The sequence below is a fragment of the Halobellus sp. H-GB7 genome (assembly GCF_030848585.1).
GTDB lineage: Archaea > Halobacteriota > Halobacteria > Halobacteriales > Haloferacaceae > Haloquadratum > Haloquadratum inordinatus.
Window position 1 is genome coordinate 200,873 of the sequence record NZ_JAVDDW010000001.1, and the last position, 12,629, is coordinate 213,501.

10 protein-coding genes are annotated in these 12,629 nt (G+C 62.0%); 5 read left to right on the forward strand and 5 right to left on the reverse strand.

Annotated features, from left to right (window positions below; translation table 11 throughout):
• Positions 1–14 precede the first annotated feature (14 nt).
• The 5 genes from RBH22_RS00990 to RBH22_RS01010 form a co-directional block, all read right to left on the reverse strand.
• Positions 15–749 (reverse strand): diphthine--ammonia ligase, encoded by a 735-nt coding sequence (locus RBH22_RS00990; RefSeq protein WP_306676231.1) that lies wholly within the window; start codon positions 747–749, stop codon positions 15–17.
• A gap of 60 nt (positions 750–809) precedes the next feature.
• A complete protein-coding gene (locus RBH22_RS00995; RefSeq protein WP_306676232.1) occupies positions 810–1,142 on the reverse strand; it encodes a hypothetical protein in 333 nt (110 codons plus the stop codon).
• Positions 1,143–1,251: 109 nt separating this feature from the next.
• On the reverse strand, positions 1,252–1,941 hold the full coding sequence (locus RBH22_RS01000; RefSeq protein WP_256546520.1) for an HD domain-containing protein: 690 nt from the start codon (positions 1,939–1,941) through the stop codon (positions 1,252–1,254).
• Positions 1,942–2,114: 173 nt separating this feature from the next.
• A complete protein-coding gene (locus RBH22_RS01005; RefSeq protein ID WP_306676233.1) occupies positions 2,115–4,484 on the reverse strand; it encodes a BGTF surface domain-containing protein in 2,370 nt (789 codons plus the stop codon).
• A 1,140-nt stretch (positions 4,485–5,624) separates the two neighbouring features.
• On the reverse strand, positions 5,625–7,985 hold the full coding sequence (locus RBH22_RS01010; protein ID WP_306676234.1) for an amino acid permease: 2,361 nt from the start codon (positions 7,983–7,985) through the stop codon (positions 5,625–5,627).
• 773 nt (positions 7,986–8,758) lie between these two features.
• On the opposite strand from RBH22_RS01010, the gene RBH22_RS01015 reads away from it, so the two are divergent.
• The 5 genes from RBH22_RS01015 (at position 8,759) to RBH22_RS01035 (ending at position 12,610) form a co-directional block, all read left to right on the forward strand.
• On the forward strand, positions 8,759–9,613 hold the full coding sequence (locus RBH22_RS01015) for a hypothetical protein (protein WP_306676235.1): 855 nt from the start codon (positions 8,759–8,761) through the stop codon (positions 9,611–9,613).
• Positions 9,614–9,688: 75 nt separating this feature from the next.
• Positions 9,689–10,498, forward strand: a complete 810-nt coding sequence (locus RBH22_RS01020; RefSeq protein WP_306676236.1) for a hypothetical protein — start codon at positions 9,689–9,691, stop codon at positions 10,496–10,498.
• A gap of 370 nt (positions 10,499–10,868) precedes the next feature.
• Complete coding sequence (locus tag RBH22_RS01025) at positions 10,869–11,171, forward strand: hypothetical protein (RefSeq protein ID WP_306676238.1); 303 nt, start codon at positions 10,869–10,871, stop codon at positions 11,169–11,171.
• A 190-nt stretch (positions 11,172–11,361) separates the two neighbouring features.
• On the forward strand, positions 11,362–11,799 hold the full coding sequence (locus RBH22_RS01030) for a type IV pilin N-terminal domain-containing protein (protein ID WP_306676239.1): 438 nt from the start codon (positions 11,362–11,364) through the stop codon (positions 11,797–11,799).
• Positions 11,800–12,448: 649 nt separating this feature from the next.
• Entirely contained in the window at positions 12,449–12,610 is a 162-nt protein-coding gene (locus RBH22_RS01035; protein WP_199722976.1) for a hypothetical protein, read from the forward strand.
• Positions 12,611–12,629: the final 19 nt, after the last annotated feature.

The following is a 12,629-nucleotide window of genomic DNA, read 5'->3' on the forward strand; positions in this document are numbered from 1 at the left end:
CCGCGATTCTCCCGCTACTCCTTCGCCTCGCCGAGCCGCGCGTCCGTCACGCGAATGTGTCCGCGAGTCCCCTCCCAGACGGTCTCGTACTCCAGTTCGATCGGGCGGTCCATATGCGGCCCGTCGGTCACGAACGTCTCGAACTCCCCGCCTTCGCCGAGGACGTGGACGCCGTACTCGTCGTTGAGTTCGACTAGTTCTGTGAGCGCGTCGGCGTCGAGCGTCCGCCCCAGCCACGACTCGTCGAGGCCGTGGGCGGCGACCTGAATTATCCGGATCTCGAACCCGGCGTCGAGCATTTCTCTCCCGAGTTCCAGCGGATCACGCTGCCAGAGGGGCGCGAAGAGACCGATCTCCAGACGGTCGCACATCTCTTGGATGCGGGAGGTCTGGAACTCGCTCTCGACGGCGCCGGCGGTGACGCCGGCCAGGCCACCGTCGAGGTCCGACTGCAACTCGACGAGCGCGGCTTCGAGTGGCTCGATCTCGCGGTCGCCTTGAGCACCCACGTCGTCGACGTCGCCAGCGTCGAGGTCGTCCGGTTCGACGTCGACCAGCGGGATACCGATGCTCTCGGCGGCGAGCCCGGCCAGCCGCGTCTCGGGGACGTGATACATATACGAGTCCTCGCCGGGGTGGACCGTCAGGAGATGTGAGACGTTCAGTCCCTCCTCCAACGCGCGGTAGAGCGCCCACGAGGAGTCTTTGCCGCCGGAGAAGAGGCTGACCCAACTGCCTGAGTCCGTCATCGACGGCTGTAGGCGAGCGGCGTACAAACGACCACCGGTTCGGTCGTCTTCAAGCGTCTCTCAGCGATCGTCGACTTCTACGCCGCGGATTTGGTGGTCGTCGTCGTTGCTGCCGTCGTTGCTGCCGTCGTTGTTGTCGCCGCTGTTGTCGCCAGTGCTGTCGCCGTGTTCGGCTTCCAGCGCACTCGCGATTCGCTCGGTCGCGTCGACCAGCCGAAGGACGGCGACGACGAGGAGCCAGGCGACGTAGATTCCGGCGGCGATCCCCGCGAGGACGAACCACAGAAGGATCTGTCCGGCGACGACGATACTGTACGCAAACGTCACGACAGCGACGACCGCGAGCGCGATCTTCACCCGTCTCGACGGCCGTGGAGGGTATTCGGAGGGCACGCTTTCGACGTGAGGGCCGTGACTACTAAGCGTACTGCTCTCGGGGTCGCAGTCCGCCGATAGCTACACCGTCCGCACTGGGCGGAGGGCTACTCCGACCGCTAACCGCTCAGCGCTTCTCGAGGCTGTGGTCCATCTCCGGGACCTCGGATTCGAGCCACTCGCGGAACCACTTGACGCGCTTGAGCCGCTTGTGCGCGATGCTCTCGGCGGCGTCGGAGTTGACCCGGTCCGTCGCGTCGCGGCCGCGTTCGAGGACTCGCTCGACCATCTCGGCGGCGTCCATGTGCGTCCGAGCCTCGTATCCCATCCGGAGCAGCATCAGCGCCGTGCCGTTCGCGCCGACTTTGTCGAGGATGTCGGCCTCGATGAGGCTCTGCGTTTCGAGTGAGACGTCCGCGAGCGGTCCCTGGTAGGAGTGGTCGGCGACGACCTGACACACCTGCTCGACGAACGACTGCGGGAAGTCGCCGTGGGTGTTCAGGTACTCGCGAGCGACGCGTGCCCCCTCCTCGGCGTGGACTTCCTGGTCGGCTTCGAGCTTCGAGATGTCGTGAAAGAGCGCGGCGACTCGGACGACGTCCGTGTCTGCGCCCTCGCGCTCGGCGATCTGGGTCGCCAGATCGACGACGTTCAGAATGTGGTTGAAGCGATACTCGGCGCTGTGCCAGGGGTACCACCGCATTCGGCCGCCGTCGTCTTCGCCTTCGACGCTCGCAGCGAGATAGTCGCGGACGAACCGCTCCATCTCCTCGAACTCCTCGTCTGCGACCGTCGACTCCTTGATTTCAACGCCCACGGAACCACCTCTCCTTCGAATCAGTGGGCGGTCCCACGGTGTCTGTATTCGCGTTCGGGTTCATTACCCGATAAAATGGTTCTTCGGTTCTTAGGCGTTACGACGGCTTGACCCCGTCCCGCTGCTGATATGCCCGCCGACCGTCTGCGACGGCGGCGATACGGACCGTTCGGTCATTCGAGCCGCGTCACGAACACCAGGACGGTCGTCAGGGCAGCCAGCGCGACCAGCACGTCGAAATCCAGCAACCGTTCCCGGAGTGGTCTCTCGCCCGAGCCGTCGACGAGGGTGTCGATCACGGTCCCGAAGAACTCTCCCGTCGAATCGGTGATCGAGCGCCCGTCCCCGTCGGACCGCTGTTCGGGAGTCGCTGTCGACTCGGTGGTTGGTGCTGCCGCATTGCTCCGGGACGACCCCCCGGATCCGTCGCTTCCGACGCCACCGCTTCCGCCTGCGCCGCCCGCCTGACCGACGGTCGTCGCGGCTGTGGTCGCCACCGCCGTCGTCGGTACGAACGCGCGAACCTCGCCGCTGACGCCGAGTTCGTTTGAATCGCTGATGACGCCGGCCGCGGAGGTCGCCTCGAAGGTATCGCCGACGCCCTGTGCGTCGAAGTCGAACGCAGCGGACCACGCGCCGCTCGGTCCGACGACCGCCTGGGTCGTCTTGTGGAACGACGGCTGCGTCCCGTTCGTCGACCGGAGTCGGAGTTCGATCTCGGTTCCCGGCGCGACGGTCGTGGTCCCGCTGATCGATTGGTTCGCCGCGGCTGCGACGACGAGGGGATCGTCGTCCGTCGCGATGGTCGCCTCGACGAACGAGTAGTTGCTAGCGACTGTCCGACTGTCGTCGTCGACTTCTGTGAACGTTCCGTTCTCGTGAACCGCGAACGACGCCGTGAGTGCGTCCCCTGCTGCGGGTACACTGGTGTCTGCTCCGTCCGAGACAGTGCCTACAGCCTCACTGTCGCTCGCTGTCGCCGCCGGTGCATCGATTTCGTACAGCATTGTGTAGGTATCGTTGCTCGGGTCGGCGACGACGCGTGCGTTGCTCGCGTTCAGTTCGAGTTGGTAGGCCTCGCGATTTGGCGGTGGGTTCTGTTGTGTGACGTTCAGCGCGTACAGCGCCGCCTCGTCCGTGCCATCGAGCGCGAAGAACGTCTCGGTCGCCGTTCCGTCGTGTTGTGCAAACTGGCCGGCGAGCCCCGGTGCCTCGATTCGGTGCACGACGAGGTCGCCCACGGCGACGTCCGCCCGCTGCGTGAGCCGCCCTGTCTCGACGGCCGTCGAGAGGTCTTCGTGCGTCGAAAGCGCTGCATCCGCGGGCGCGACCCAGGTGGTGAGTCGCTCTGGAGCGGGGGCGTCGAGTACGAGCGTCGCGGCGTGTTCCGCGTCTGCGCCCGTCCGAACAGTTACCTCGTACTCTCCGGGGGCTAGCGGCTCGCTCAGGGGGGTCCCCTCGTCGATATCGGCCGCGATCACCTCGTCTGCCGTCCCGCTGGTGTTTCCACTGGACGCGCCGACGCCGAACACGTCGCCGCCGTCGTCCGGCAGACTCGTCGCACCGGCGACCGCGGCTGTATTGAACCGCAGCCGGACGGTGCCGTCGTCGTCGCCATCGGATACGGTCACGTTCGCCCGAAAGCCCGAGTCGACGCTTCCGAGCGTCACCGTCGCGGTCTCGGCGTAGGTCAGATTCACGCCCACTTCGGCGACGTCGCCGGCGTGCTCGCCGACGACGGCCGACCGGAACCTCGCGGTGCTCAGGCTGTCGTCGACGACAGCTATGCGGTCGGAGCGGACTGTCGCGTCGGTACCGACGTCGGTCACGTTGACGGTGTAATTACCTGGTCCAGTCGTATCGAACACCGACGCCGGGAAGTCGAACGCCGTCTCGCCGTTCCCACCGAGGGTGATGTTCGTACGTTCGACGACCGCACCGTCCGTCTCGCGGAGGTCGACCCGAACGGTGCGCCCGCCCGCGCTCGCGAAGATGGTCCCTTCGACTGCCGCGGCGGTCGTGAGGTTCCGATCGTCGATCGCGACTCCGAGCCCCAGATCCCGGATCGTGACTCCCGTCGTTCGATCGGTGCTGCCGTCGTCGAGCGTCGTTTCGACGGTGTACGCCTCGGTCCAGTTCCGCGCGTCGGTGTCGATCACGAACACCTGGCTTCCCGGCCCGGTGCGACCCGCGAAGACGAACGCCCCGTCGTCGTCGACGACCTCGAACGCCTGATCGAGGTCGGCCGAGCCATCGGTCGCGACGAACGCCATCGCCGATCCGGCGTAGACGTTTGCCTCGCCGCTGCCCTCTGGAACGGTCGCGGACGCCACCGTCACGTCGAGCGTCCCGGGTGTGATGGTCTCGCTGTCAATCGAGTCGTTCACCGCGTCGATTCTGACGCCCACTTCCGAGCGCGGATCGAGCGCCGTCGCGGAACTGAGGAGCAGTTGTCCGTCCGTAGATCCGTCGGCGTCGAGGGCGTAGCGATCGGTTACGTCCGCTCCGTCGACGAGGACGGTGACGTTGTCCGCGAGCGTCAACGCCCCCGCTTCACCGCCCGCCTTCGAGACGTCTTCGCTGAACGGGACTTCGATGACGCTCTCTGTGTGCGTTAGCGACGCTCCCGAGAGGCTGTCGATGGAGAATTCGGTGACCGATCCGAGAGTGAGGGGCTCTGGATCGTTGTCGACAGTTTCTGCGTCAATTGTTGCATTTGCTGTTCGCTCTGTATTTGCACTTTCGTCAAAATATGTAGATGTGATCTCGTCGCCTTCTGTTACGTGTAATTCCCCAATTTTATCTGAAGATCCTATACCAATTGTACCTGTGAATTGGTCTCCTACCTCCGATGTCAGAAGAACCGTTTCGCCGCGAGTGTAGGTGATTCTGTCATTCTTATCTGACGGAGAAAGTAATTCTAGATCTACAGTACCGTTACGATTCCGTGAGACTGTTGCAATTCCACCGGATCCATCCCCCTGATTGCTGTACACAAAATCGGTCTTCGTAATCTTGTTATCGGTATAATAATCGGCTACCGGGAATTCCGTGGTAATCGAATCTGTTCCATCAACAATGTCTCGATCCATTAGGTTCTGTTGCGACTCAGTATCCGACTCGATATTGACGACGTAGTCCGTGGTCGTCGACAAATCGCTATCTTCGACGGTGACGGTGACGACGTCGCCGTCGGTGTACGTGGACGAATCAAACGAGATGTTCCCTTGATCCGCGGCAACGACGCCGGAGAACGCCCCCATCCCGCTGAGAAGACTGAGTACAAGAATCGTTACGAGAGAAACGGCTCGAAAGCGGCTCGTGTAGCCTGTCATACGTGAAGTAGTGGGTCGTCGACGACGCGCGAGCGACTGACGCAGACGCTGACGCAAATGCAGATAACACGACGCACAAACTGAACCACCAGAAACGGAAGTCGATGCCCGCCTCGTTCTGCCGGATGCCTCGAACTCCGTCGTCAGTCACGACTCGGAACCGAGTCCGGCGGCGACGCGAGAGTCCGTGACCGTGCATCCGTCTGTCGATTAGACGCCCGAGTAGGACGACTAGCATATATTATAAGTAACCTTCCTTTCTCGGACGATTTCCGTTAATTCAACACCGCGAAAAATGTTCGATCAGCGACAGCGTCCCAGACAAGCAAGCCAAGAATCCGCGTGATACTACCGGAACAGCTTCTGCAGGTAGCGATAGACGGGGAAGACGTATTCGGAGAGGCGGCCGACGACGCCGGTCGAACTGGCGTAGACGACTACCGGGAGGTCGGTTTCGGGGGCGCGCTCGATGACGCGGTCCGGGGTGCTCCCGACGACCCACCGACGGAGCTCGCGCGTGCGAGTCGCGCCGATGAACAGGACGCCGCCGCTCGCCGCCGCCGACTCGACGAGGCCGTCGGCGATGAGATCCGCTTCGATCTCGTGAACCTCGACGTCGATCCCCTCCGAGAGGTGATCGAGTGTGTCCTCGATCGCTTCGTGTGTCCCGTGTTCGCCCGTCGGTGCGACGCGAATGACGTGGACCGCCGCGCCCTGCGTTCCGAGGTCGTCGATCAGGGGGAGGAGGGCGTGGTGGTGCGGTCCGCCGCCGGCACCGACGTTGACCACGTCCAGGCTCGGGTGCTCGGGGAGTTTGTGGACGTAGAGAATGTCACACGGCGATTTGAACTGCACCGACGACGCGATGTCCGGGTGGTCCTCGGGGTACCCCATCAGGATCAGGTCCGCGCCGTCGTCCCGAGCAGTCTGGAGAATGTCGAAGGCGACCTCCCGGCAGATGTGTCCCTCGACGGTGTAGTCGACCCCGGTCTCGACGCCTTCGAGCTGGGCTTCGAGCGCGTCGGCGCGGTCGCCGGCGGTGTCTTCGAGCGCCTCGAAGGGGGTCTGTTCGGGTAGCTGGGTGATCGTCACGACCTGGACGAGCGGATCGCCGTTGCCCGTCCGCGCTTCGGCTATTTGGCTCGCAAAGCGCACGTAGGCGGGTGCGCGACTCGGCCGAGCGACCGGGACTAGGATACGGAACCGTTCTTCGGTCTCCGCTTCGGCCTCCTCTCCGCCGGCCGCTGCGGCCGACTCACCCGCTACGGTCGGCGGGCGTTCGCCCGCACGGGCGGCGTGCCCGCCCGGTTCGACGGATGCAGCGTGCGGGCGGGCTTCAGTCACGCGCGCGAAGAGTTCCTCGCGTTCGGGCGCGCCGCCCCAGAAGTAGTACGACGCTACGAGCGCGATCACGATGACGATGCCGCTGAGGATCCCCGAGAAGGGCAGATTTCCGATGAGTGCGACGTTGGCCAGGACGCCGAGGACGGGAACGAACGGCACGAGCGGGACGCTGAAGGGACGGTCGAGGTCCGGATAGCGGCGCCGCGAGTAGACGAGCGCGACGTTCACGACCGAGAGTGGAACGAGCAGATTGAACGTCGCAAAGCCGGTGAGCGCCGAGAGATGGAAGTGGAGTTCGCGGCCGACGACCTCGACCGACGGCAGGATGCCGCTGAAGGCCAGAATCAACGCGACGATCGTTCCCGTCGCCGTCGCGACGCTCCAGAACGGCGTCCCGTACTCGGGATGGATGCGCTGGAACGGCCGCGGGGCCTGTCCACGCTCGCCCATCAGCGACCCGATCCCCGAGGCGGCCAGTATCGAGGCGTTCGACGCCGACACCATCGAGAAGATCGCGCCCGCGACGATGAGTACCCGACCGATCGGACCGAGGAACGCGGCCGCGACCCGGCCCATCGCGGTCTCACCGAGTTCGGCGACCACTTCCGCGGGGATCGGCGAGTTCACCATCGCGACGATGACGAAGGTGTAGAGCACGACGACGGTCAGAATCGACGTCGCGATAGCCTTGGGGACCGTCTTCCGTGGCTCGATGATCTCGCCCGCACTCGCAGCGATGGCTGAGAATCCGAAGAACGTAATGAACGCCAGGGCCGCCACGGAGACGATGCCGACGGGTTCGGCCTGGAAGTTCCCGGCGAACCGCCCGGTAGCTTCGACTGGCCCGGCGAAAGCGAACGCGCCGCCGATGAATGCGAAGAGCACGGCGACTTTCGCGGAGGTGATGATGACCTGGAACGTCCCGCTCTCTTCAGTCCCGCGGGCGTTGAGGGCGCCAAGGAGAATCGTCGTGACGAGCGGCATCGTCCCGTGCGGAATCGGCCAGGCTTCGGGGAAGACGAACCGCTGCCACCACTCGCCCATCGTCGCGAGGTAGAACGCGGTCGTCCCCGTGTAGCCGAGAAACAGCGAGACGCCGACGAAGTACGTGAGGAAGTCGCTGTCGAACGTCTGTGAACTGAACAGGTAGCCGCCGCCGTTCTCGGAGTAGATCGAGGCGAACTCGGAGTACGAGGCCGCGGTGATCCCGGCGACGACTGCGGCGATAATGAACGCGATGACCGCGCTACTGCCGATTCGGGCGACGGCGACGCCGGACAGCGAGAAGATCCCCGCCGCGATCATCGTCCCGAGGCCCATCGCGTACGCGACGGTGAAGCCGAGTGACCGAGTGTGCTCTACCATCCTCTGCTCCCGGAGTGCTCGTCGTTTACCGACTCCTGCGTGTGCAAATTTGCCATCCCCTCTGTCTCTCCGTTTTGTCCAAGTGAGTCGCAATCGATGGTTGTGCGCTCCGTCGAGAGCGCTGCGTGCGTCACGGCTGCAGTACGGCGGAGTTCGGACGGTGCAACTCCCGGAATCTGCGCCCGCTCACACAGCCGTAACCGCTCGTGGGACCCGTCGTTCCGACCGTTGTGAGCGGACGGCGGGCACGTTCTATCGGGGTTCCCGTAACCGTTGATAGACTCTCGCCGGAGGACACGCCGAGAGATCTGCGAGGACTTACGAGAACTCCGACAACGTCCGCCGCGCTACTCGTCTCGTACGGATCCATACCGAACGATTGCGGCCGCATCACGTATTAAAGTCACCGAAAATCACCGTTTTCGTAAAATATCGGCCCCAGACCAAGACATTTTGTCACTTTCCGAGGCGAACCCGGCGTCAGTTATCGAGCCGACAGACGAGTATAAACACAGTCTACGAAACCGACGAAGTCGACGCGGCGACGACCTGCCGACACTACAGGACTGGGCGCCGAGGGGAGCAGCCGCGCCTTTGGTCACCCCAACACCCGTTTGAGCTAAACCGAGTTTTATCTGCGATTGCCGTCGATACAGACGTATCAGAGATGGTCCCCACACCCGACGTACACCCGATCAGAAGGCGTCCCTCCACTCTCGTTCGCTGGCAGGAGAGACACTTACGAATCCGTCGCAGTGACAGGGGTGTCACCGATGCCTAGTTTCACGACTCGACTCTCCGCAGGGATGGAACGGGCCCGGGAGTATCCGTTGCTGGCGCTCGTCCCGGTACTGCTCGCCCTTCTGGATACGGACAAGATCGTCGCTATCGCCACGTTCGACGGCGGACACATCGGCTTCAAATTCGGGCTCCCGCTGTCGGTCGTCACCATCTGGCAGTTCGTGAGCGTCCCGAACTCGGGCGTCACCGCAAACACCGGGCTTCCGATCGAGATGCTCCCGCTGGCGGTCGTGACGGTCCCGGTATTGCTCGTCGTGCAGGCCGCAGCGACGGCGGGGTACTTCGGGAGCATCCGAAACGCACTCGATCGCGACGCCTACGACTTCAGCCGAAACGTTCGTGCGTACTTTGTCCCCTTTCTCGTGCTGACTGCCGTGCCGTTCCTCGCGGTGCTCCCGCTCGCAGTCGGCGTCTTCGGCGTCGGCGCGTTGGCTGGGAACCTCAGTGGTGCGGTGCTGCTGATCGTCATCCCGACGTTGCTCGTCTTTCTGATCGCCGCGTACCTCTTTTATGCGACGCCGTATCTCCTCGTTCTACGCGACGTCGGCGTCGTCGATGCCGCCCGAGCGTCGTACGCGCTCGCCGTCGACGGCGGCCCGTACGTTTCCTATGCGGTCGGCTTCTCGCTCTTCGTCCTCGTGGTCTCACCCTTTGCGACTGCGTTCGTGGTGAACGTGCCGCTGCTCGGGATCCCGGTCGGCATCCTCGGCGGCAGCATCCTCGGTCTCGGCGCGAACTTCGCAACGATGCGTTTCGTCGCGGACCTCGATCCGGAGTCGGCGGTCGATCGGTCGTGGGATCCGGACTCGTCCGAGTCGCCCGAGTGACGTTGTCAAACCACGCCCATCGATCATTACGGATAGACAGACAGTAATAGGAGCATCTCGCTACCACGGAATACGATGGACGAGTGGCGAGGGCGAGAAGAACGCGCGACGAACGTTCTGTACCAGCAGGCGGTTCGAGTCCCACTGCCGGACCTCGACGCCGAACGCGTCCTCCATAAGAATATGACGCGCATCGCTGATGCGGGCATCCACAAGAGCGACCTGCTCGCAGACCCGGACGTCCCGCTCACCGAAGCCTACGAGTACGAACTCGACGAGATGCGACAGAGCTTCCAGCACCGCCTACAGCAGGTCGCCGGCGCGGACTATCACGACGTCGCGGACGCGTACATCCGCGGCGAGCGCGACGACTGGATCGGGGCGCTCGCGACCTACTACCGGGAGTGCTACTACCGACTGCAGGAGCGCTACACCCACGACGACCAGTTCTTCTTTCTCCTCGTGCTCCGCTATCCCGACTGCTTCACGGTCAATCTCGGCTTCGCCGACGGCGACGTTTCCGACGACGCCGTCCGTTACGAATCAGTTACACACACGGATATCGACGAGGAGTATCGCGAACGATACTACGCGGAGTGCCAGTACGCACAGCGTGAGGCCGCAGAATACATCCGCGAGCGCGTCGCCTGCATCCGGGAGTCGTTCCCGGACCCGGACACCACGCCGTTCGAGGAGCGCAACTACGGCGGCTTCGTGCACATTACGGGACGGAGCAGTGCCATATTCTCGGAATTACTCGACAGTGTTCGTCCGGACCCCGGTCGCTTCGACAGTCCGGTAACCACGCCCGGTCTCGTTCCAGAGGGTCCAGAAGCAAAACGAACCAAACGCAAGTATCTTGCCGACGCTGACTTCGTCGCCTGAGGGGTCCTCGGGGCGGCTCTCTTTATTCGGGTTCGTAACCCCTGCTCTTTTGTCAGCTCTCAATTATTTTTGGAGGTCACAGTTGCGAGACTTGTCTGTTCGGAGCGTTCGGTGTGCACAGTCTTCGAAGGATCCGGGCGGTCGAACGGCTGTTTCTCGCCGTGATTCCGTTACGCACTGGACAGTCGGGAGCCGGCTACCGACCAGGCAGCCACTGGGCTAATACTGTCGGAGCCGATGCCCCCTCTCGTGCAATCGGGTGCGTGAAGCCTACTAGACGCTACCATATTTTCGACTCGACTCAGAAGTCGACTAGTCTGAGGATCTCACCAACCAAATGATTATATGATTTTATTACCTATGTACATATATGATCGGTATCCACCTTGAGTATATAGACGAAGAGATTATGGAACGAGTCGCCGAAGTGGAAAAACAACAACGGCCATATCCGTCTGATGCGGATGGAGTCAGATATAGTGATATAATAGATCACTACGTTAGATCCGAGGAGTTTGACGCACCGCCGATGGTGATGATCTCCGACCGACTCGATCACTTGAGTGAGGACGGGTACTTGAGACAACTTCGTCCCGATCCATCTCCAGTAAGTGCCACGTACCGTCTCACTCACCGGGGTTGGAGAATGGTTAAGAGCAGTCCGCCCGACTAGTCGGCCGGGGCCGCTTGTACTGATCTGCGAGTGTTATAGATTCTTCTCACGCTATTTGCGTCGCTGAAAAACTAACCGAAACCTCTCCGTTGAAGGGTTCGTTGTCGCCCCTCTCGGATTACCTGGTCGATTGTCGACCGCTAATATTCAGGGAATAATATTTTAAGCAAATACTACGATGGACGTTAGTGTGCAGATAAAACAACTCCTCGCAGATGACGACGCAGTGTCCCCCGTCATCGGGGTGATCCTGATGGTCGCGATTACAGTCATTCTCGCGGCCGTCATCGGCTCGTTCGTGCTCAACCTCGGCCAGGGCGTTCAGCAGACGGCACCGCAGGCCAGTTTCGGCTTTGATTACAATACGAGTGCCAACGGTAACGTGACGATAACACACGAAACGGGAGATTCGATTGATGCGGCGCGACTCAACACGACTGGTCTCGACAACGGGACGATCAATTGGGTCGATAACGGTGACGTCACTGGGACAGTCTCCGCGGGCTCAAGCGCTACTTTCGACAACGGAGCCCATTGGGATGGAGAGACGGTCCGCGTCGTCTGGACCTCCCAGAACGGCGAGACTTCCGCGACGCTGAGTCAGTCTACCGCACCCGACGAGTCCTGATCGGCTTAACGGCCATTCGTTCGGCTTTTTTGGATACCTGCGACCGACGATAGTAGCGTTTGCAACGGATCACATCTCTGATCACATACTGACACTGTCGGACAGCAGTCCGTGAATTATTTTGGCACCCACGGGGTGCCGATACTTTTCACATCGTTCTGTCCGACAGTAACAGACACGACGATGTTCACGCTCAAATCGGACGAGCTTCCGTAGTGGGCCGTCCCCATACCCGGTCTTGGTGAGACCTCACCCCCAGCCACATTCTCTCGCCGTCTCAGATCTCGAACGCTGCTGCGTCGTGTCGTCTAACAGCGAATCAGCGATCAAGATATACTACTAGTACCTAGTAGCAATATGTTTATATGGTATTGGTATACAGGCAGAAGCAGGCAGGACTCTGTGCGATGCTCGATATCCCGGAGTTTACGGCAGTGCGGGCGCTGTTGACTGTGGTAGTCAACGCCACACTCTAAATCTGGTTCTTGCGTTTTAGGGCTTTTAGCGGGCACTGAAAGGCTATATACCGACAGTGTATGCTAGCGGTACTTTCAAGTAGTGTTGTCCAATACACACGAAGCGAGTGGTGCATAGCTGTGTGGAGGCCACTCGATCGGACCAGAACGTAGTAGAACGGAACATGGCAACGATGACAACATCGGATAACGGCGCCCGCGAGGACACCACGCACACGTCCATCGAAATTAGCCGCGACGTGTGGCGGCAAGTCCGCAGCGATGCCGTTGCAGACGGGAAGAACGTCTCTGAAAAACTTGAGGAGGTGCTCGAGGATTATTACGACCTCGATTGACGCGCCGGGCGCGAGCCCG